Below are 20556 nucleotides of genomic sequence, written 5' to 3' on the forward strand. Positions count from 1 at the left end.
AAGCCGCAAAAATACAATTTCTTATTTCTGATTGACCAATTCCATTAAATTCACATCATTGCCCAATAAAACTTCGGTGGGATTAATGCGACCTTTCAGAGAATCGTTTTCTAATTTTAATACACCTCTTGGGCAAACTGCCGAGCAAATACCACAGCCTACACAACTAGAACGCACAATGTTTTCTCCTTTTTGCGCGTAAGCGCGCACATCTATTCCCATTTCGCAGTAGGTAGAACAATTACCACAAGAAATGCACTGACCACCATTGGTTGTAATTCTAAACTTAGAAAACAAACGTTGTTGAAACCCTAAGATTGCTGCCATAGGACATCCAAAACGGCACCATGCTCTGCTTCCAAGTATTGGGTAAAAGCCTGTACCAATAACGCCTGAAAAAATCGATCCAATATAAAGCCCATAAGCTGATCGAAGTGCACCAGACTTAATGTAGAACAATTTATCAGTGGTACCCGTGAAATGCATAATCAGTAATAAGACGATTACAGCAAAAAACCCTATAGCGCCATACTTTACATCTTTGCCTAATTCTTTACCTTTAAACGCTAAAACTCCAACGAATACTATGGTTAAAAAACCAATGACTAACGAGATGAAAACACCTCTTGTTAACCAAAAATCGTTTTTGTCATAGCCCAAATAGGTATAGACCATGGCAGTTGTCATAACAACTGAGAATACCAGAACCAAATGAATTAACCACCTTTCAATTTGCCAAGCGTAAAGCTTCTTTGATGATAATTGTCTAAATGAGTCACCTGCAGTTTCTGCCAAGCCACCACATCCACAAACCCAAGAGCAGTACCATCTTTTTCCATACTTGTAAGTTAGGATAGGTGTAATTACAAAGATTGATAAAATACCAAAAATTAAAAGGGCAAGACCAATATTGCCACCTGATAGAAAGGCTTTTACAGACCATTCATCAAAAATATAATAGTTCAAGGGCCATATACTCTTTAAATCATAATAAGGAAGGTCGCTATTCATTACGTACATAAACTCAGGAATCAAAAAAGCAAATGCCAATTGAAAAAACATAACAGAAATGGTACGCAATCTTTGATAGCGGTTATGCCTGTATTTAAGTAAAAATTTATAGCCAAAAGCCAGTATTGCCAAGGTGTATAGAGTGCCATAAACAAACCACTGACTGGCATTTCTTCCGCTGAGTAATTGGCTTAAAGGGTCGAATAAACTAATAAGTCCGGTATTGGTGGCGCCATCCATACCAAGACCTAAATATTCAGGAAAGAAATACAGTACAATATAAAAACCTGTAAGTACTAGACCTACAAGCCATCCCCAAAGTCCGCGAGAAGATATAGACTTAAACCAAGTTCCGTCGTTTTTTATGCCTTCTAATTTTGTGAGATAAGCTTCTCTAGAATAGATGATTGTCCCAACTGCTATCAATGCTAAGGAAGCAGTTAAGAATATACCCTTTTTTGGAAAATTGATACTTGCCAAGGCCAATACCATAATAAACAGCCCGATAACACCAAGGATAATCGCTATTTTTTGTTTAGCGGTAATTTGTAAAGTATCGGGTTGTGCTAAGGACATGCTATGATTCAACTTATTACTCATATTAAACAGTTTGTAGTTGATTATTATATGAAGCTAAAATCTCATTTTCATAATGCAAGTAAAACTCAGGGTCAAAATTAGCTTCAACCAAATGGGTCATAACGTAATCAATATCTCGTTTTTCAGTGAGCCATTTATCAAAGGTTTCGTGTCGCATGCGTATGCCAAAAGTGTTTATTCCTAAGAAGAGATTGTTCTCCTTGTGATAGGCTACAGTTATACATTTGTTGTCATCATTGTGTTTCCAGTGAAAGTGAGATTCGTAGTCTGGTTTGCTCTTCATTCCATGTACCCAGCCATAGGTTTGGTATTCGATATCTAAAAATTTGGCGGAATTAAACCAATGTCCTGGATTATATTCTATTCGGTTACCGCATAATGTTTGTGCTAAGGTTTCACCCATCATTCTACCTGTGTACCAAACTGCTTCAATCGGTCTTCGGTTTCCAATGGCTTCATGTTGCTCAGCACAATCGCCTAAGGCATAAACTTCAGAAATATTAGTTTCGAGATATCGATTTACTTTTACACCGCGCCCTGTTTCAATATTTGAATCCTTGAGAAAATCTATGTTTGGAGAAACACCTGCGGTTAAACCAACAACATTGCAATGGATTTCTTCTTCTGATTCTTCAATAATTACTGATTTTACCTTTCCATGGTCATCTGCTTTGATTTCCTTTAAATTGGTTGATAACCTTAAATCAATATGATGACTTAATATATGTCTATTAATCATTTCACTTTCACCTTGAGGTAGTACGCCGTTCCAAAAACTACTTTCACGAACTAAGAAAGTCACTGGAATGCTTCTAGAGCTTAACATTTCAGCTAATTCAATACCTATTAAACCTCCACCTACAATGACTGCACGTTTACACACGTCATTATTTGGCGCATGTTTTTCCAAATTATCCAAATCCTGTTTGTGGTACATGCCCATAACGCCATCCAAATCTTGTCCCGGCCAGCCAAATTTATTGGGTTTGCTTCCTGTTGCTATCACCAATTTGTCATAGCTCATAGTTTCTCCGTTATTTAACTTTAAGGATTTATTGGTGGTATCTACTTGATTAACATAGGCTTTTTTTAGCGCAATACGGTTTTTTTTCCAAAACCAATTTTCGTAAGGTTGGGTGTGCTCAAATTTCATATGGCCCATATACACATACATTAATGCTGTCCTAGAGAAAAAATACTCCGTTTCAGCAGAAATGATGGTTATGCTATGGTCAGATAGTTTGCGTACGTGTCTTGCAAGTGTTATCCCTGAAATGCCATTGCCAATAATAACGATATGACTCATAATTGATTGAGGTTGTTAGCCAAAGTTTTGTCGAAGGTTTTGTTAAAACCTTAACAAGACTGCTGATTTTCTTTAAATTTAAACAATAATTTTACCAATGCGAATCTTATTTTTTAGTCTTATAACCGTCCTCCTTTTGGGATGTGCTGCTGCCGAATATAAGCCACAAAAAATTAATGGTGTAAGTTTTGTTGCTGCCCGAGATGCCATAGATAGTACGCATGTAAATCCAGTAATACGTATTAATAGCAATTATGCTGCAATAATGCCATTTGGTTTTATAAGGCAATTAGATAATCCAGAAATTATTCATAATACCGATAGGCAATGGTTTGGAGAAACGAGAGCTGGAGCAAAACAATATATCGTAGAACTAAGAAAGGCAAATCTTAGAATTATGCTAAAACCACAAATTTGGGTATGGCGTGGCGAGTTTACAGGAGAGATAATGATGAGTTCTGAGGAAAATTGGGAAAAACTTGAATCCTCTTACACTAACTTTATCATGGAGTATGCAAATTTGGCAGAGGAGGTTGATGCCGAAATCTTTTGTATAGGTACTGAATTAGAGTTGTTTGTAAAATTTAGACCAGAATATTGGACCAGTCTTATTGCTAAAATACGTTTAGTATATAAAGGCGAATTAACATATGCAGCAAACTGGGATGAGTTTAGAAGGACCCCTTTTTGGAATCAATTAGATTATATAGGTATAGATGCTTATTTTCCGGTTAGTGATGAAAAAACACCCTCTGTAGAACATTGTTTAGAAGGTTGGAAAAAACATAAACCAATTATTAAACAAGTATCAAAAGAGAATAGCAGGCCTGTTTTATTTACTGAGTATGGTTATCGCAGTGTTGACTTCTCTGCAGAGAGGCCATGGGTTTTTGACCGAAAAATGGCAAATGTAAATCTAGAAGCACAGAATAACGCTATGATGGCACTGTATGCTGTATTTTGGGATGAGGATTGGTTTGCTGGTGGCTTTATATGGAAGTGGTTTCATAAAGATGAGGCAGTAGGAGGTGAAGATAATTTTATGTTTACCCCACAGAATAAACCCGTTGAGCTAATCATAAAAAATCACTACGGAAAATATCGAAACCCATAAGTTCATTCTATAATTTAAGAGACTACTGTAATGTTGGATAAATTCTTACGTCCAAGTTAAAGTGATGAACAAAAAACTGTAATGGTCTATTTGCAGTGCAACACTATCAATGAAATTAAATATTGTATTACTAGTACTTGTATTAGGGTTGAATTCTATTGGCTTTGCACAAAATCCAATAATTACAGCTATTGAAATTGAAGGGAATAAACGTACCCGAACAAACTTTTTAAAACGGCTGGCCTTTGTAAAAGAAGGAAGTAAATTAGATACTGTAAAATTGGCCTCAGATGTTCGGCGATTCAAGCTACTGCCTTCAGTAGCTACAGCATCCTACGACGTACAACAACTTAATAACAATCAGTATAAGGTTACGTATACTGTAGTAGAGAATTTTGCAATTATTCCTGGCCTAAACGTATCACAAGACGTCAACGAAGGTTTAGCCTATAGAACATCCCTTTTTGATTTTAACTTTTTAGGACAAAATCAAATTATTGGAGGATTTTATAGTAGAAATGTTTTTGATTCCTATGGATTCTTCTGGGAAGCACCCAATCTCATTACAAGGAAATGGGGCATAGGTGTTAACTATCAAAATAATGTGTTACAGGAACCTGTATTTTTTATGGATGGACGCGATGTAAACTACAAATATGATAGTAAAGCCTTTGAGTTCAGAGTTTTTTATGAGCATAATTTTAATAACAGATTTGAGTTAGGTGTAAATTTTGCCAACGAAGATTACAAGTTGCTTAATGGTGTACTGCCGCCAAATATTCCCGATGAACTTGGTGTAAATCGTATTTCAATTGTTGGTGAATATGAGTACAATAATATTACTAATGAATATCAGTACGTTGACGGATTTAGAAGTGTTTTTACTTATGGATTTACCGTAGATTCTAAAGGAGAGAACGATTTGTTAAAAAACTTCTTTATAGGACGAAATGACTTTGAATATTTTAAACGTATTAAGAAACGAGGAAATTGGGCCAATCGTATTCGCTTAGGTTATGCAACTAATAATGCCACGCCCTTTGCGCCCTTTGCTCTCGATAATCAAATAAATATTAGAGGTGTTGGCAATGTTATAGATAGAGGTACGGCTTCTGTAGTTTTAAATACAGAATATAGGCATACGGTATTTGAAAAGGGTTGGTTCGCCTTTCAAGGAAACGCTTTTGTAGATGCAGGGACGTGGCGTGATCCAGGTGGGGATTTGGGCGAATTAGTTCGAGGTGAAAATTCTGCCTTATTTACGGGATTAGGTGTGCGTTTTATTCATAAACGTATATTTAATGCGGTTTTTAGAATAGATTATGGAATAAGCCTAGGTAAGAAGGCTAATAATGGTATTGTCTTTGGAATTGGTCAATATTTTTAAAAACCACTATAGCTTTTGTGATGCGCAATACCTATTTTTAGCAGTCAAATCTTTGAGCAATGAGAACTCTGGTTATTGGTGATATTCATGGTGGATTAAGAGCTTTGGACCAACTTTTGGAGCGAGCGCAGGTTGGGTTTACGGATAACCTAATTTTTTTGGGAGATTATGTAGATGGTTGGAGTGAGTCTGCACAAGTTATATCAAGATTAATAGAGGCGTCAAAACATAATAAATGTGTTTTTATAAAAGGTAATCATGATGTTTGGTGCGAAGACTGGTTACGAGATGGGGTGGCCAATCCTGTGTGGGTACAGCACGGAGGACAAGAAACCATTGAGAGTTATAAAAATACTTCAGACGCTGAAAAAAAAGCACATCTAAAGTTTTTTAATGCCATGCCACTATATCATTTAGATGAACAGAAACGCTTGTTCGTCCACGCGGGTTTTACCTCAATGCACGGTGTGCAACGAGAGGTCTCGCCTAAAACATTTTATTATGACCGAACGCTTTGGGAAATGGCACTTACTATGGATAAGCGCATTACCAAAAATTCCGATTTGTTTCCAAAACGCTTAACCCATTATAAAGAAATTTATATTGGTCATACACCTACCTTATACTATCACAAATATGAACCCATGAACGCTGCAAATGTTTGGAATATAGATACTGGAGCTGCATTTAGTGGGAAGTTATCCGCTTTAGATATAGACACTAAAGAAATATTTCAAAGTGATACTGTTATGCATCTCTACCCAAACGAACAAGGAAGAAACAAATAATAATTATTCACTGTCAATAGCCTTAAATTCTTTAATCGCCTGGTTAGGTTCTATGATGTTGTAACCTTTCCAAAACTCAGGATTGTATTTCTTTAAATACTCCGGAAGTACATTTGCTTTTTCCTTGAAATCATTGAAAGTCTTTTCGGCTAAGCTTTCGGTTTCAAAAACAATCAATTCTGTCTTTTCTAGATTGGTGACAATAAAATCAATATCTCCTTTAACCATATTTTGTTGTCGTCTTCCCTTAACATTTTTATTCTTTTCAATAATCTTTATGGGTCGTTTAATGCCAACGCTTTGACCGCTGGACTCATCAATATATTTTATAGAATATTTGTCATTATCATTTTTATGAAAAATAATAGTTCCCTCCTTGAGGTATTCGTTTAACGAGATGCCCAATAATCTAAACTTACGTAAGGGTTTTACGTTCTGATAATCAACTCTTACTACAGCAAAATCTTCGGTATTAACATACATAGTGCCTTTATAATCTTCTCGGCGTTTCGGTTTAAAAGAAATGACATAGACAAACATATCGTTCATAAAGGCATAGTCTTCAATTTCAAATTCGTATCGATTAGATTTGTGTAAAAAGTTTAAATCGTTCTCTTCATCAACAAAATGATCATTTTCTAAGCGATGAATGGTCATTTTTCTGAAATTAAGGAAACCTGCTTTTCTCAGGGAATCCTTTCGCCGTTTTTCAGCAAGTAGTTGATCCGTCATTTCTTTCTCTTTACTTGCTTTTTCGGTATCACCAAATAAGCTCGAATCAATTTCTTCCTTAGTACTAAACCATCCTGATTTTATTTTAAAATAAGAGTCGCGTTTCACATATTTCTTGAAAATGGCGTTAAATCGTTTTTCGTAATTTTCCAAGTTCACTTCACTGGCTTCATCTTGTAAACGGCAGGCTTTTAAAATATCCATTTTTTGTTTGCTTTGAGGGGCAAACTTTCCGTAAAGGTTCCCTAATAGTTCAACGTGGTTACTATTCGTTTTCGGAACATCGTTAAGTAAACTATCAACTAATTGTTGGTTAATTTCTGGTATGCTAGACTTTTTTATGTTAACCACAGATTTGTCAATATTGTTATAGTAAGATTCTCTATAAAACAGTTTGCGTTTGGCATAATCTGTATCGTAATTAGTGGCTAAGCCTGCCTTAATTTTCTCAAGTATCTCATCTATAGTGTAGTTTTTATTGGTCAACAATACTTCCTCTAAATCAACCACCTTTGGATTGAGAAGAGTAACCTCATTATTATAATTTAATAATGGAATACTCTGTTTTTCATAGCCAAGACAACTAATAATTAGTGAGTCTGTTGCACGGATTGCTCTAGATATGGTAATACTGTATTCACCGTTATCGTTTGTAATGACACCATTTTTAGAATTAAACTGAATGGTAGCATAAGGTATGGGTTGGTCTGTTGTTGCATCTAATACTCGGGATGAAAACGTAGATTGCCCATTTAGGGTTAAAGCTGAGATTAAGACTACTAATAAAAAAAAGGTAACTGTTCGCATGATGATTGATTTTAAGACTAAAATATTGGTTTAAGTTGAACCAAAGCAGCCCTTTAGAACTTTATTAAGTAAGATTTATCTTAAGTTTAACATCCGAGTTTCAATCAAGGATAGCTGGTGAAGTACTAATTCATTTTAAGTTGACCTTTTATTGAAATCTCATCAGCTATAGCATCATCCTTTAATTTTTCATAAAAACTTGGTGAATTGAAGTTAATGCCGTAGTCTGTGCGGTCTAGACTCATTTCAAATCGTATTAAGCTTTGGTTATCACTAAAATTAAGGGTGAGTGATTCTTTTTTGGGGTGGTTTTTAATGGTGAAGTATCCAGTAATCTTGGCGCTATTATCACGTATTAAGGCAGGTTCTATCAACGCGAAGGTTGCTGTGTCATACGTTTTGACTTCAAAAAAATCTTTACTTCTAAGATGTGATTTTAATGTACCATTCTCGTGATGTAGACTTTTCATATCAACTATGATTTTTAATGCTATTAATGAGTCGTTTCGTATTAAAGCTGTGCCGTTTTTTACCTTTAAATTACCAGTAAGACTATACGCATTAAATGCTGCCTTGCCTGTCCAGTTGAGAGTGCTCTGTACTTTGTCAATTATTTTTGATTGTGAGAAAATTAAAGTGGAATAGGCTATTGCCAAAAAGCTTAAATAGAATTTATAAGATGCCATAAGTATTAGTTTAAAAGATTAGTTGTTGTGTTAATAGTGGCATAGCCACATACGGTTTTACCAGTTGGAGTTTGTCCTATAAAGTACCATAAGGCCCAACCACCATACAGCTGGTCGCCTAAACGCCAATTGTTAGCCCATACATAAGGTTGGGCTTGTTTCATAATTTGTCTTTTGGTCCCAAAATTTTTGTTGAGGTCTTTAAGATCGTATGACTTTCTTAAATTCCAGGTGTCATTGTAATAGAGATAGGCGCCAAACTCAATAATTTCGATGTCACTGGTTTTGCACAAAATAGCAGTAGCATGTTTCCAATAATAGGTGTCTTTTATTTTAATTGGGTCGTTTTCTTTAGGAAAGTGCATTACGTTTATTGCCTGCTCTATACCAATTAGTTTTTCGGGTATGCTATGTTGCGGAGGCTTACCATAGTTAACCTGAGCGCTTAAAGTGGAATAAACAAAAACAAATATTACATTTAGAAGCTGTTTCATCTTTTAGTAGTTTTATTGGGGCAAAGATGAACAACAGTCTTATACGAGTCGTCTCAATTAGATGTTTGAGACCTTATTTTTTTGAGTCTTGGTTTCAATTTTATAGTTGATACCACTAGTTTTCCGATTTTAAATGGCTAGGAGACTGACCCGTTAATTTTTTAACGGCTCTATTAAAGGATGCTTTAGAGTTGAAACCAGCTTCAAACGCCAAGCTCAATAAAGTGAAATTACTGTTTTTTGGGTCTTTGAGTAGTAATTTAAGCTCTTCAATTCTATATTCGTTGACGAAGTCATTAAACTTTTTGTGGAATAATAGATTTAAACATTTTGTAACGAGATAGGATTTTTCTTCAATACTTTCAGATAAAATATTGAGCGTTAAATCTGGATTTTTAAAAACCTTTGCTTCAATCATTATAGATTTAAGCTTATCTGCAATGGGCTTTAGTTGTGCAGTTTCTTTATCATTAAGAATATATTTTTGTTTTAGAACGATATCTTGTTTTCTGTTAAACCCTTCTAGTCCTAACCAATAGGTAATTAATGCCATACCTATAAAAATAGGGTAATGATAAGACCTGTTAAATGCATAATCTAAGAAGATAAAATCGATAAGGACAACCAAAAGAATAGTAATGGCATACCATTTCATTATTCTTAAGATTCGGCTAATCCAATCTGTTTTATGCGGAATGACTTGGTAAGTTTCATAATCTTTCACAGACAGCATGCGTTCAGATTTAAGGATGTAAAAAATCACTAGTCCGGCACTAATGATATACTGAGTTGGGTAATGCATCCAAACTACGTAGCCCCAATAGCCCAGCCAAGACAAGCTTTCTCGAGTACCATCCCAGAAAAAATTTTGAGTTTTAATAAAATTACTCCAAAGAAATTCAATTAAAACAGGAAGAAAATGGATCCAATCGTATTTAAAACTCAATTTAAATTGAGGGCTAACGTATGCTTTGGTAAAAAAGTAAATGAGTGCGCCGTAAATCCAATTAAATTCTAGAAAAACATGATAAAAAATATCATAGTTTCCTAAACCAAACAGTTTAAAGATTTCAACAATGAGTCTATAAGAAAAAAAGAAAAGAATAGTGGCTAGAAATCGGTTTGCTGTTCTATTGGGATTTTGGTTAATCCATAAAATCGCACCGTAAATCAAGCCTTGAAGTGCTCCAATAGACAATAAAATAATAAATACTAACTCTAAGGGTTTCATCTCCCTAAAGATAAGCAACATCATTTATGAAGCAATATACTTTTTATAGTAAGCGAGTAACTCATCTGCATTGGCGCCAAACCATCGTTTTACGTAGATAGTCCAAAAATGGTACTGCAATTTCCAGACACCAACCTTTTTGTAGAGACGCGCAGAGGTTTTTATTTTTTTGTTGATAACAACAAACGCCTTTCGTTTGTATAATTCGTTTATTAAGATATTGTCTTCGTAAATGATGTAATTCTCGTTATAACCTCCAATCTCTTCAAAAAGTGCTTTGGTAATAAATTGACTTTGATCGCCTCCTCGGCAAGGTCTCCAGTTAAATTGTGTGAGCCAACTGGCTAGTTTTAACCACCAATGGCTACTATCAAACTGCATTCTAAAACATCCGGCGAAATTTTCTTTTTCAACTTCATCTATAATGTATGTATCGAAATCCTTTGGAGGGAAAGCATCTGCATGCAAAAAGTAAAGAATTGAACCTTTAGCTTGTTTCGCTCCTAGATTCATCTGTTTTGCCCTGCCTTTTTCTGAAGTACGTAAGGTGATGCCATTAATTGCTTTTACGATAGCTTGAGAACCGTCAGTACTGCCACCATCAACCACAGTAATTTCTGCAATATTTGAAGGGGAGCTATTTGCCAAAAGATGCTTAAGGAGCGGTCCTATACATTCGTTTTCATTGAGTATGGGAATAATAATAGAAATACTATTCATTTAAATCCCAATTATAATCTAAATATGAAATCTTAGCCTTTGGCGCAATTTCAACATTCGAATATAGACTGATAAAGCCTCTTAAACTATTATTAGCTTTAAAGTCTTTTGCAAACCACTTGAAAATTTTTGACAGTTCTAAACGGTCTTTTGAAATTTTATTTTTTGAGCTGTCAGACAAAAACTCTTGTGTTGCTTTGCTGAGTTGTTGTTCTATTGCATCTGCAGTATAGGCTTCGTTTAGAAGTTTTGGGCAGGACACTGAAGCACATACAATGGCAAAATGAATTCGAGGCTCTCCCATTTTACGCAAAATCTTATGCTCAATATCATTTAGGCTCATCGTTTTGTCACCAAAATGCCAAAGAGGTTGATCCCATGGTTTTTTGAGTTCTTTAATACTATTAATGGGATAGTGTCTAAGTATCAAATCAATAGTTAGAGCATTGTAGGCATTAATCCAATAGGCAAGTTTCTCATTCTTTGCCCAATTCTCAGTTGGCATATTATTTTGTAGTACTGAGATATAATTTTCTAAATCTTCTGTATTGTTTTGTATACCTTGGTAATCCACATTGCCATTTGAAGACACATGTGCTTTGAGGAGATTATTCCAAATATCATGACTTGGTTGTGCGTATATTAAGGCACTCCAAAAGATTGTAAATAGAACTAAATAGAATTTCATTATATTTTTAAATTCACGCTTATGTGACTTTTATTTAGTCTTTAACTCATAGGTCTCCTTACGAGATGTCGTCAAATCTAATTATTTCGGATGCTTGTTAGCAGCATCCTCCACCATCGTAATGAAATGTGGATTCAGAAATAAAGATATCATCTCTATTGAGATTGCTCAAGGCGGCCGCTGTTTTATCGCAAACGGCTAAAGGTTGATTTTTAAGTAATACATGACCTGCCTTATCATCAAAATATTGGTTTTCTCCATAATAAATAGCAGCTTTACCTGTAAAAATACAAGGGCCATCTTCTGGCATTGGGTCTTTAATTGCAGCTACTTCAATGGACTCAATATAAATTAAATCATCAGTAGGGTAGTGCTTAGGGTCTAATATGCGGTATGGTTTCCTCGCTCTAATTTCTATAGTGCCAAAACCTGCATCTGTTAGGGTTTTTACATAATCTGAAATGGTTAAGCTACCACTCAAACAAAGTGCTCTCAATCGCTCGTCATTTCTTAAGGCAGTGTTCATGGGTTGCTCACACGTTGGATCACTCATTACTAGGCGACCATGTGGTTTAAGAACGCGATACATTTCATCTATAGCCTGTTTTAAATCATTCTCTTTAAAGATGTTAAATAGACAGTTTTGAGCTGCCACATCAATGCTGTTGTCAGCAACGGGTAAGTTCATGGCGTCTCCTTTTTTTAAGTCCACAAATTCCGATTTAAACCAAGGGTTTAAGGCTTCTGCTTCTTTAAAATTTTTCCGAGAAGCTTCCAGCATTTCATCCACAACATCTACACCTATAACACCACTTTTTTGTCTACTGAAATAGGCAAACTGTAATAATTCCATACCACCTCCTACACCAACGTACAAAATTTTAGGGGTATTGGTTAAATCTCTTGCGTGCACAGTAGATCCACAGCCATAGTTCATTTCTTGCATTATTCTAGGGATTTTTAATCCTGGCAACTCCCAAATGGGATTGGTGGTGCAACACAAACCAACATCTGGTGTTAATGCAGCTTCCTTATAAACATTATGAGTGGTGTCTAGATAACTCATTTATATAGTTTTAATTAGTTCTTTGAAAAGGGTTATCATATGTGGTTCTGCTTTGGCAGCCATTGCAATAATGTCGTCAATATTGATAGGTTCTAAATGGTCTGGGTCGCATTCATCGGTTAGTACAGAAACAGCAGCTGCTTTTAGTCCTAAGTGGTTAGCCACAATAATCTCTGGGACGGTACTCATCCCTACAGCATCTGCGCCAATAATTTTGAGCATTCTGTATTCTGCTCGTGTTTCTAATTGTGGTCCAACGACACTGGCATAAACACCTTTATGTAAATTGATACCATTGGTTTTTGCAATAGCTTCAAATTTATAATTTAAGTCAGCGTCATACGGAGCACTCATATCCGTAAATCGTGTTCCTAATTCGGCAACGCCTTTAAATGCTAATGGTGAATTTCCTTGCAGATTAATATGGTCATCAATTAACATTAAGTCACCTTTTTTAAAATTGAGATTTATAGCACCTGCTGCATTTGAGACTAAAAGTGTTAATACACCTAACTTTTCCATGATTCTAACCGGGAAGGTAACATCTTGTAAAGAATAGCCTTCATAAACATGAAACCGCCCTTGCATTATCACGACTTTCTTTCCTTCTAAGGTCCCATAAATGAGTTTGCCTTTATGAAATTCTACGGTGGCGGTAGGGAAATTAGGAATGTGGTTATAACTTGTTTGAACCTCAATAGCTACGTGATTGAGAAGTTGGCCTAAACCTGTGCCTAGAATAATTCCAATTTCAGGTTTATCAAATCCTTTTTGCTTGAGGTATTCGGTACTTTCGGTAATTTGTTTAATCATTTAACTGCTGAATTTTTTCTTGCAATTTAAGGTTAGATTTATAAAATGATGAATCAATTAAGTCTTCAAAAGTGTCAATGTCATTTAAGTTTTCTAAAGTTGCCACACTACGATTTAGTTCATCCAATTCTTCAATGGAAACCTTAAGTAAGTTTGGCTGACTCCATGGTTTGTCTTTGAAAATATTGGGAATTAAAGTGTTCATTCCAATCAAATAATAACCACCGTCATCTGCTGGTCCAAAGACCACATCATTATTATCTAGAGATGAAATGGCTCTTTCAATTAGTTGTTTATTTAAATCAGGTAAGTCAGAACCAATTAAAACGATTTTATCATATCCTAAATTGAACCCATCGCGAAACGCATTGAGCATACGATCTCCTAAATTATCACCCAATTGAACATGTTTTGAGGTATTAGACCATAACTCAGAAACCACGTTTTGTGAAAAATAAACCCTGATGTCCTCTTCTAGATTCAAGGTTACATGTTCCGTTAATTTTACAAGTTCTGAGTAAACCTCATAAGCACCATAATCACCAATCGTCTTCGCTAAGCGGGTTTTAACCGTTCCGATTTCAAGATTTTTTACAAAAACAATAACTAATGCTCTACTCATAGACTTTTATTCCTTTGTTTAAATATTTGCCCCAACGTTTTGAATAAGCATGAATGCTATCTGTTGAATTGTTTTTTAAATTATAAACTGGCAAATTTTTATTTTTCCATTCAAAAATACCACCATAAAGATTGTAAATATTGGTGTAACCAGCATCCTTAAGTTGTTCTGCAATATCCTCTGATCTTACACCAATAGAACAATACACAACAATAGGTTTAGTCGTGTCTTTGAGGCTACTTGTTGTAGCTTGTAAATTAAAATTATCATAGCCTACGTAAATGGCGTTTTTAAGATGGCTCACTTGGAATTCTTCTATTTCCCTAGCATCTAGAATTAAAACTTCGTCTTGTTGCGCTCTAAGATTTTCAGTTGAAATATATGTAATACTTTCAGAGTTGTATTTGCTTAAAACTTCAGATAAATTTTCTTGAGCGAATCCATTAAAGCCAGTAACTATTAAAACCGAAAGCAAATAAATTTTAATCATAGTCATTAGGCTACTGTTCCTTGACAACTACTACCAGCACCAGCGGTGCAGCCATAGCAATGTTGAGAAATTACAATTTTTCGGCCTTCTAGAAGGTCTTCATTATATTCTGAAATGTGCTTTGCCTTACTGTTAACAGGAAGTTCTAACATTTGATTGAAATCACAATCGTATAAATAGCCATCCCAACTTACAGAAAGCGTGTTTGTGCACATCACATTTGCCACTGCTGAGGGGTTATAGGCTTCAACCAAAGCAAACATATAATCTTCATAATTTTCAGAAGCAATTAGGTAATCCAAGAAGCGACTGATGGGAAGATTGGTAATAGCAAACAAATTATGAAAATGAATATTAAAATCCTCTAATAATGCTTTCTTAAAATCCTTCTCCAGTGATGCTTGGTCTCCAGGTAGGAATGCACCAGAAGGATTGTAAACCAAATCGAGTCTTAAATTACTATCTGGCATGCCATAGCCAATGGCATTTAAATCTTTAAGGGCCTGGATAGATTTATCAAAAACGCCATCACCACGTTGCTTGTCAGTTTTGCCACGTGTCCAATGTGGCATAGAGCTAACTACATGTACATTATATGTTTTGAAGAATTCTGGTAAATCGTGATACTTTTTGTTAGCTCTTATAATGGTGAGATTAGAGCGTACAATAAAATCTTTAATACCAACTTTTGATGCCTCCTCAACAAACCATCTAAAATTCGGGTTCATTTCAGGTGCACCTCCGGTAAGATCTAAGGTGTGGGCTCCTGTTTTTTTAATCACATCCAAGCATTGTTGCATGGTGTCTTTGGTCATTATTTCTTTTCGGTCTGGACCAGCATCCACGTGGCAATGTGAGCATACTTGGTTGCACATATAACCAACATTTATCTGCAAAATTTCCAGTTTTTTTGCCTTTAGCGGAAATTGGTTGGTCTCTGCAATTTTATCTGCAAATTTTGGCAGCTCACCACTTTGGAAAAGACCATTAGATAAAATTTCCAACTGCCTTTTTTTATTAGCGAGTTCGCTCTCTCGCTTCAATAAGGATTTTGTTGCCATTATTAATTTTTCTTTTTCAATTTTATCCCAATAGGATAATTAACTGTAGCAATTATATAAAAAGTCAAACCTCAAAATTACATTTCAAGTTTGTTGACTTTATTCATCATTTGTACGCCATGAACCAAAGAGGCTCCTCCTCTAATAGCTCCCGCAACATGCAGTGCTTCCATCATTTCTTCTTTAGTAATACCGCGTTGTAAGCCATCTCCTGTATAGGCATCAATACAATAGGGGCATTGAATTGTGTGTGCCACAGCTAAGGCAATCAATGATTTTTCCCTAGCCGACAAGTGGCCTTCTTCAAACACTTTGCCGTAATAATCAAAAAATTTAGCACCTAATTCTTCATTCCATTCTGATATTTTTCCGAATTTTTTTAGATCGGAAGGATCGTAATACGTTTTGGACATAGTTTAAACAAGTATTGGATTGTACAAAATTTCAATATACTGCTTTTTGTCGAAGTCAATTGATATTGATTACAGAAAATTTTCTTAAAATATTACGCTTCAATTTCTTGTTTTTTTGGATGAAACGTAATTCCTATCTAGCTTTTCTGATTAGAATGGATAGTTTCTAATCTAATATTGAATTTTATCTTCTTTTTTGTCCCAATAGTCAAAAGTTTTTAAGGTAATTTCCCGATCCACTTGAATAAATGGAATACTTCGTTGATTAAATGGAAGTGGAAGTTCGTCATAAATAAAAGCATCGTCAAATCCTGCTAGTGCGGCATCTTGTTTGTTTGACCCAAAATAAACCTTATTAGGTCTGGCCCAATAAATGGCACCTAAACACATAGGGCAGGGTTCGCAAGTGGTATAGATATCGCAATCCTCTAATTGAAAAGAATTAAGTGTCTTGCACGCGTCTCTTATCGCTATAACTTCTGCGTGGGCTGTTGGGTCATTGGTTGAGGTTACTTTATTGTTACCTCTTCCAACTATCTTACCATTTTTTACTACAATACATCCAAAAGGACCTCCTTCGTTGTTGTCCATACCTCTGTAGGCTTCCTGTATCGCAGCGCGCATAAACTTATCCTTTGTGTCCATACTTCAAAAATTTAAGGCAATATAAGCCTTATCATTAAAACCGCCTTTCTGGATGGAAGGCTTCTAAGGGTAATGAGGTCTTCTTTTTGGAAATTATTTCATTCACAAGTAGGCCTGTTGCTGTTCCCATGCTCCAGCCCATCATAGCATGTCCTGTTGCAATGGTGAGGTTTTTACATTTTGAAGATTTTCCAATATATGGCAATCCGTCTGGCGATACAGGCCGCAATCCACAAGCTGAATTGGCTCTATCTTCAGAGGTAAGTTCAATATTTGGATAATAGCGCTCAACCGCATCTGCTATAGCGTCTACCCTTACTTTATTGATGTTGTGGTTGATACCTGCTATTTCCATGGTGCCGGCGAACCTAGTAAAACCATTCATTGGAGTAACTGCAACTTTAGATTCAGCCAAAATTGCTGGTATAGAGACAGAAAGATGTTTGGTTGTATCAATCCTATACCCTTTTCCCGCTTCTAATAACAAGTTTAGTCCAATTTTTCGGCTTAAGATAGAACTCCAAGAGCCTGCTGCTAATACAATTTCGTCAGCCTGATAATGATTTTTATTGGTTTTTATTCCAGTGATTTCATTGTTTTTGAAGGCAATATCAATAACATGTTCATTAGAATAAAAATCAACTCCAGAGTTAGAAAGAAGTGTTTTCATCCCTGACATAAATTCAAAAGGCGTGGAGTGATGATCGCATTTGTAAAAGATACCACCTATAGTATTAATTACAACATTAGGTTCAATTGTTTTAATATCATCTGGTGTCATAAATTTGGCCTCCAAGCCCAATTGTTTTGCCAATTCTAGCATGTTATGCTCTTCCTCAAGTGTTTTTTCTGTTTGGCAGAGCATAATAAGACCTTTTTTCTCATAATGGGAATTGAGCTTTTCAGTAGCGATAATATCTTCATAAAGCTGCTGGCTTAGCAATGTGATATCTCTGATAATTGGTGCCGCTTTAGCTACGTGCAGCGGAGTGCAAGATTTGTTAAATGCTAAACCCCATTTTAAAAAAGATGAATTTATTCGTGGTTTGATGTATAAAGGGCTAGAAGAATTAAACATCCATTTTAATCCTTTTTTCATCACACCAGGAGCGGCAAGTGGGATAATATGGCTAGGCGATAGATAGCCTGCGTTAACATAAGAGGCACCAGCGTCTAAATTAGATTTATCAATTATAGAAACTGTATAACCTGTCTTGTTAAGATAATATGCCGAACAAAGCCCGATGATGCCACCACCAATAATAATTACGTTTTTTTTCATTTTTATATCACTTGAAATCCATGGGCAAAAGGATCATCTTCCTTATCAATAATTATCGTATTATAACCAAATACTTTTGCCCAACCTTTAACACTTGGTATTATTGCTGGCCTGCCATTGAGACTTGTTGTTGACTCAATTCTACCTGTAAACGTACTCCCAATAAAGCTTTCATGGATATAATCTTGACCTTCTTTAAGAATGCCCTTAGCATGTAATTGGGCCATTCTTGCACTGGTGCCAGTGCCGCAAGGTGAACGATCAATGGCTTTGTCACCATAAAAAACGGCATTCCGGCCTGAGGATTTTGGATTAATAGGTTTGCCTGTCCACATAATGTGGCTTACATTATTAATGGTGTCGTCTTCTGGATGAGTAAAATGATTGGGATATTTTTTATTAATACGTTTACGGATGATCTGTGAAAGTTGAATCAGTTCACTAGCAGTGTGATGTTCAATGCCTAAAAAGTGCTGCTGAGGGTCTATTATTGCATAGAAATTACCACCATAAGCAACATCAAAAACTAAATTACCCAATGTTTCACAAGAAACGGTTAATGCTTCTTCTGCCAAATAGCTTTTAACGTTAGTGAGTTTTACCCAATTAACTTTGCCTTCATTTTTTTGATATTCAACATCAATTAGTCCAGCTGGTGCTTCCATTCTAATTTGACCCTCTTTTTTTGGCTTCACCAAGCCCTCTTCAATGGCTATGGTAATTGTCCCTATTGTGCCATGACCGCACATGGGTAAACAACCTGAAGTTTCAATAAAAAGAATCGAAAAATCATTGTCTGGATCATGAGGTGGATATAAAATACTGCCACTCATCATATCATGACCTCTGGGCTCAAACATTAATCCTGTTCTAATCCAATCGTATTCCTTTAGAAAGTGCTGGCGTTTTTCGCTCATGTCATTCCCAATCAATTTAGGTCCTCCTTCTTTGACTAGGCGAACGGGATTGCCGCACGTATGTGCATCAATACAAACAAAAGTATTTTCAGCCATTCCTTATATTGAGCTTTTTGTTGATTGGTTATTTACTAATCTTAATAGGCCTAGCGGGTTTTCATTTTTTAGTTCGTTGGGCAGTAAGTGATTTGGCCAATCTTGATAACTAAAAGGTCTTGCCCAACGTTTTATAGAATGAATGCCTACAGCCGTAAACCTGCTATCGGTTGAAGCAGGATATGGTCCACCATGAGTCATGGATGGGCACACTTCAACTCCTGTTGGAACACCATTGAAAATAAGTCGTCCAACTCTATTTTGCAGCGCGGAAATAAGTTTAGGGTAATTTGAAGCTTCTCCTTCATCAGCAATCAATGTACCAGTAAGTTGGCCTTCTAGTGCCTTAATAATCTGTACTAACTCATCTTGGTCTGTGCATTTTACAACTAACGAAAATGGACCAAATACTTCCTGGTGGAGCGTAGTGTTGTTTAAAAATGTTTGACCTTTTACAGTTGTAATGGCTTGCCTTGCGTAATTTGGTGCAACTTCGGTTTGATAGTGGCCAGCTAGTTGGAGTTCTTCCTGATTTAGAACTTTTGTTTTGTTATCTTCGTAAGCACCAACAATATTTGGGTGTAACATGCATGATGGTTCAATTTTTATAATTGACTTTGCCAGCTGTTCAGCAAATCTGTTTAGGTCATGGCCATTAATTCCAAGGATTAATCCAGGATTGGTACAAAATTGACCTGTGCCCAGAGTTATGGAATTGGCATAGGTTTCTGCAAGTTCTTCTACATTATTTTTTAGAGCTTCAGGAAGAATCACAACCGGATTAATACTTCCCATCTCGGCAAAAACAGGTATAGGTTCTTTTCGTTGAGATGCCAAATCGTAGAGTGCTCGTCCACCTTTTATGCTTCCTGTAAAGCCAACAGCTTTTATTTTAGGATGTTTTACTAAGCGCTCTCCAACTTCAATCCCTGAGCTATTTAAATTAGAAAATACACCATTGGGCATATGAGTGTCTTTTGCTGCTTTAAGTATTGCAGAAGCAACTAACTCGCCTGTGCCAGCATGCATAGGATGGGATTTAACTATAACTGGGCAACCGGCAGCTAATGCCGACGCGGTATCTCCACCAGCTGTAGAGTAGGCCAAGGGAAAGTTACTAGCACCAAAAACTACAATTGGACCTATTGGGATTAACAGTTTTCTTAGGTCTGGTTTTGGCATAGGCTGCCGTCCTGGTTCGGCCGTATCAATAGAAGCTTCAACCCAAGAGCCATTTTCTACTAAATCAGCAAACATAAGTAATTGGCCTATTGTTCTTCCGCGTTCTCCTTTTGCCCTTCCTTCTGGTAAACCTGTTTCGGAACAGTAGGTATGTATTAAGGCCTCATCTAGGGCCATAATTTCATGAGCAATAGCTCTTAAAAAAAGTGCCTTATCCTTTCCGGAGACCGTTCGGTAGGTCTCAAATGCTTTAGAGGCTAAATTAACGGCATTATCAATTTCTTCTTCTGAGGCTTCGGTGAAAACAGTATCATTCTCAATATTTAACCGAGGGTTGAAGGTCTTGTAAGTTACTGAGCCTTTTGCCGATGTTGAATGTCCTATATAGTTTTTTCCTGTAATCAT

At 36.0% G+C, this 20556-nt stretch carries 21 protein-coding genes; 3 read left to right on the forward strand and 18 right to left on the reverse strand.

Going from position 1 to position 20556, the window contains the following annotated elements; all coding sequences use genetic code 11:
- Nucleotides 1-21: 21 nt before the first annotated feature.
- Both J4050_RS02980 and J4050_RS02985 read right to left on the reverse strand, forming a co-directional pair.
- A complete protein-coding gene (locus J4050_RS02980; protein ID WP_208152469.1) occupies nucleotides 22-1611 on the reverse strand; it encodes a 4Fe-4S binding protein in 1590 nt (529 codons plus the stop codon).
- A 1-nt stretch (nucleotide 1612) separates the two neighbouring features.
- Nucleotides 1613-2917, reverse strand: coding sequence for an NAD(P)/FAD-dependent oxidoreductase (locus J4050_RS02985; RefSeq protein ID WP_208152470.1), 1305 nt, complete (start codon nucleotides 2915-2917; stop codon nucleotides 1613-1615).
- A gap of 97 nt (nucleotides 2918-3014) precedes the next feature.
- Between J4050_RS02985 and J4050_RS02990 the strand changes: the two genes are divergently transcribed.
- The 3 genes from J4050_RS02990 (at nucleotide 3015) to J4050_RS03000 (ending at nucleotide 6206) form a co-directional block, all read left to right on the forward strand.
- Nucleotides 3015-4031, forward strand: a complete 1017-nt coding sequence (locus tag J4050_RS02990; RefSeq protein WP_208152471.1) for a glycoside hydrolase family 113 — start codon at nucleotides 3015-3017, stop codon at nucleotides 4029-4031.
- A 109-nt stretch (nucleotides 4032-4140) separates the two neighbouring features.
- Nucleotides 4141-5418: a POTRA domain-containing protein gene (locus tag J4050_RS02995; protein WP_208152472.1), complete on the forward strand. Its 1278-nt coding sequence runs from the start codon at nucleotides 4141-4143 to the stop codon at nucleotides 5416-5418.
- A 59-nt stretch (nucleotides 5419-5477) separates the two neighbouring features.
- Nucleotides 5478-6206: a metallophosphoesterase family protein gene (locus J4050_RS03000; protein WP_208152473.1), complete on the forward strand. Its 729-nt coding sequence runs from the start codon at nucleotides 5478-5480 to the stop codon at nucleotides 6204-6206.
- A 3-nt stretch (nucleotides 6207-6209) separates the two neighbouring features.
- Here J4050_RS03000 and J4050_RS03005 read toward each other — a convergent pair whose 3' ends face one another.
- The 16 genes from J4050_RS03005 to J4050_RS03080 form a co-directional block, all read right to left on the reverse strand.
- Nucleotides 6210-7745 carry a carboxypeptidase-like regulatory domain-containing protein gene (locus tag J4050_RS03005; protein ID WP_208152474.1) on the reverse strand — a complete coding sequence of 512 codons (1536 nt, stop codon included), beginning with the start codon at nucleotides 7743-7745 and terminating at the stop codon, nucleotides 6210-6212.
- 125 nt (nucleotides 7746-7870) lie between these two features.
- Nucleotides 7871-8431: a YceI family protein gene (locus J4050_RS03010; RefSeq protein ID WP_208152475.1), complete on the reverse strand. Its 561-nt coding sequence runs from the start codon at nucleotides 8429-8431 to the stop codon at nucleotides 7871-7873.
- A gap of 5 nt (nucleotides 8432-8436) precedes the next feature.
- On the reverse strand, nucleotides 8437-8925 hold the full coding sequence (locus tag J4050_RS03015) for a hypothetical protein (protein WP_208152476.1): 489 nt from the start codon (nucleotides 8923-8925) through the stop codon (nucleotides 8437-8439).
- A gap of 115 nt (nucleotides 8926-9040) precedes the next feature.
- Nucleotides 9041-10180 (reverse strand): AraC family transcriptional regulator, encoded by a 1140-nt coding sequence (locus tag J4050_RS03020; RefSeq protein WP_243878534.1) that lies wholly within the window; start codon nucleotides 10178-10180, stop codon nucleotides 9041-9043.
- On the reverse strand, nucleotides 10181-10876 hold the full coding sequence (locus J4050_RS03025) for a TIGR04283 family arsenosugar biosynthesis glycosyltransferase (protein ID WP_208152477.1): 696 nt from the start codon (nucleotides 10874-10876) through the stop codon (nucleotides 10181-10183).
- Nucleotides 10869-11564, reverse strand: a complete 696-nt coding sequence (locus J4050_RS03030) for a DUF547 domain-containing protein (protein ID WP_208152478.1) — start codon at nucleotides 11562-11564, stop codon at nucleotides 10869-10871. Before J4050_RS03030 ends, J4050_RS03025 begins: the two co-directional genes overlap by 8 nt.
- A 97-nt stretch (nucleotides 11565-11661) precedes the next feature.
- Nucleotides 11662-12630 (reverse strand): arsenosugar biosynthesis arsenite methyltransferase ArsM, encoded by a 969-nt coding sequence (gene arsM / locus J4050_RS03035; RefSeq protein WP_208152479.1) that lies wholly within the window; start codon nucleotides 12628-12630, stop codon nucleotides 11662-11664.
- On the reverse strand, nucleotides 12631-13443 hold the full coding sequence (locus J4050_RS03040; protein WP_208152480.1) for a purine-nucleoside phosphorylase: 813 nt from the start codon (nucleotides 13441-13443) through the stop codon (nucleotides 12631-12633).
- Nucleotides 13436-14065, reverse strand: a complete 630-nt coding sequence (locus J4050_RS03045; protein WP_208152481.1) for a TIGR04282 family arsenosugar biosynthesis glycosyltransferase — start codon at nucleotides 14063-14065, stop codon at nucleotides 13436-13438. The genes J4050_RS03040 and J4050_RS03045 overlap by 8 nt, the downstream gene beginning before the upstream one ends.
- Nucleotides 14058-14555 (reverse strand): rhodanese-like domain-containing protein, encoded by a 498-nt coding sequence (locus J4050_RS03050; RefSeq protein WP_208152482.1) that lies wholly within the window; start codon nucleotides 14553-14555, stop codon nucleotides 14058-14060. Before J4050_RS03050 ends, J4050_RS03045 begins: the two co-directional genes overlap by 8 nt.
- Before the next feature lie 5 nt (nucleotides 14556-14560).
- Nucleotides 14561-15616, reverse strand: coding sequence for an arsenosugar biosynthesis radical SAM (seleno)protein ArsS (gene arsS, locus J4050_RS03055; protein ID WP_208152483.1), 1056 nt, complete (start codon nucleotides 15614-15616; stop codon nucleotides 14561-14563).
- Nucleotides 15617-15693: 77 nt separating this feature from the next.
- The gene (locus tag J4050_RS03060; RefSeq protein WP_208152484.1) at nucleotides 15694-16029 is read right to left on the reverse strand and encodes an arsenosugar biosynthesis-associated peroxidase-like protein; all 336 of its coding nucleotides are present in this window, start codon (nucleotides 16027-16029) and stop codon (nucleotides 15694-15696) included.
- Between the two features lie 171 nt (nucleotides 16030-16200).
- Nucleotides 16201-16674, reverse strand: coding sequence for a nucleoside deaminase (locus J4050_RS03065; protein ID WP_208152485.1), 474 nt, complete (start codon nucleotides 16672-16674; stop codon nucleotides 16201-16203).
- A gap of 34 nt (nucleotides 16675-16708) precedes the next feature.
- Nucleotides 16709-17956, reverse strand: coding sequence for an NAD(P)/FAD-dependent oxidoreductase (locus tag J4050_RS03070; RefSeq protein ID WP_208152486.1), 1248 nt, complete (start codon nucleotides 17954-17956; stop codon nucleotides 16709-16711).
- A 2-nt stretch (nucleotides 17957-17958) separates the two neighbouring features.
- Nucleotides 17959-18969, reverse strand: a complete 1011-nt coding sequence (locus J4050_RS03075; protein WP_208152487.1) for a 4-hydroxyproline epimerase — start codon at nucleotides 18967-18969, stop codon at nucleotides 17959-17961.
- A 3-nt stretch (nucleotides 18970-18972) separates the two neighbouring features.
- Nucleotides 18973-20556, reverse strand: a complete 1584-nt coding sequence (locus J4050_RS03080; protein ID WP_208152488.1) for an aldehyde dehydrogenase (NADP(+)) — start codon at nucleotides 20554-20556, stop codon at nucleotides 18973-18975.

The sequence above is a fragment of the Winogradskyella pelagia genome, from assembly GCF_017581965.1.
Taxonomy (GTDB): Bacteria; Bacteroidota; Bacteroidia; order Flavobacteriales; family Flavobacteriaceae; genus Winogradskyella; species Winogradskyella pelagia.

Bases quoted from the DNA above. Each gene is read 5' to 3' on its own strand.
- J4050_RS03020 (WP_243878534.1), bottom strand. From the start codon at position 10,180: ATGATGTTGCTTATCTTTAGGGAGATGAAACCCTTAGAGTTAGTATTT.
- J4050_RS03010 (WP_208152475.1), bottom strand. From the start codon at position 8,431: ATGGCATCTTATAAATTCTATTTAAGCTTTTTGGCAATAGCCTATTCC.
- J4050_RS03005 (WP_208152474.1), bottom strand. From the start codon at position 7,745: ATGCGAACAGTTACCTTTTTTTTATTAGTAGTCTTAATCTCAGCTTTA.
- J4050_RS02980 (WP_208152469.1), bottom strand. From the start codon at position 1,611: ATGAGTAATAAGTTGAATCATAGCATGTCCTTAGCACAACCCGATACT.
- J4050_RS03040 (WP_208152480.1), bottom strand. From the start codon at position 13,443: ATGATTAAACAAATTACCGAAAGTACCGAATACCTCAAGCAAAAAGGA.
- J4050_RS03080 (WP_208152488.1), bottom strand. From the start codon at position 20,556: ATGATTACAGGAAAAAACTATATAGGACATTCAACATCGGCAAAAGGC.
- J4050_RS03065 (WP_208152485.1), bottom strand. From the start codon at position 16,674: ATGGACACAAAGGATAAGTTTATGCGCGCTGCGATACAGGAAGCCTAC.
- J4050_RS03000 (WP_208152473.1), top strand. From the start codon at position 5,478: ATGAGAACTCTGGTTATTGGTGATATTCATGGTGGATTAAGAGCTTTG.
- J4050_RS03045 (WP_208152481.1), bottom strand. From the start codon at position 14,065: ATGAGTAGAGCATTAGTTATTGTTTTTGTAAAAAATCTTGAAATCGGA.
- J4050_RS02995 (WP_208152472.1), top strand. From the start codon at position 4,141: ATGAAATTAAATATTGTATTACTAGTACTTGTATTAGGGTTGAATTCT.
- J4050_RS03070 (WP_208152486.1), bottom strand. From the start codon at position 17,956: ATGAAAAAAAACGTAATTATTATTGGTGGTGGCATCATCGGGCTTTGT.
- J4050_RS02990 (WP_208152471.1), top strand. From the start codon at position 3,015: ATGCGAATCTTATTTTTTAGTCTTATAACCGTCCTCCTTTTGGGATGT.
- J4050_RS03075 (WP_208152487.1), bottom strand. From the start codon at position 18,969: ATGGCTGAAAATACTTTTGTTTGTATTGATGCACATACGTGCGGCAAT.
- J4050_RS03060 (WP_208152484.1), bottom strand. From the start codon at position 16,029: ATGTCCAAAACGTATTACGATCCTTCCGATCTAAAAAAATTCGGAAAA.
- arsS (WP_208152483.1), bottom strand. From the start codon at position 15,616: ATGGCAACAAAATCCTTATTGAAGCGAGAGAGCGAACTCGCTAATAAA.
- J4050_RS03015 (WP_208152476.1), bottom strand. From the start codon at position 8,925: ATGAAACAGCTTCTAAATGTAATATTTGTTTTTGTTTATTCCACTTTA.
- J4050_RS03050 (WP_208152482.1), bottom strand. From the start codon at position 14,555: ATGATTAAAATTTATTTGCTTTCGGTTTTAATAGTTACTGGCTTTAAT.
- J4050_RS03025 (WP_208152477.1), bottom strand. From the start codon at position 10,876: ATGAATAGTATTTCTATTATTATTCCCATACTCAATGAAAACGAATGT.
- J4050_RS03030 (WP_208152478.1), bottom strand. From the start codon at position 11,564: ATGAAATTCTATTTAGTTCTATTTACAATCTTTTGGAGTGCCTTAATA.
- arsM (WP_208152479.1), bottom strand. From the start codon at position 12,630: ATGAGTTATCTAGACACCACTCATAATGTTTATAAGGAAGCTGCATTA.
- J4050_RS02985 (WP_208152470.1), bottom strand. From the start codon at position 2,917: ATGAGTCATATCGTTATTATTGGCAATGGCATTTCAGGGATAACACTT.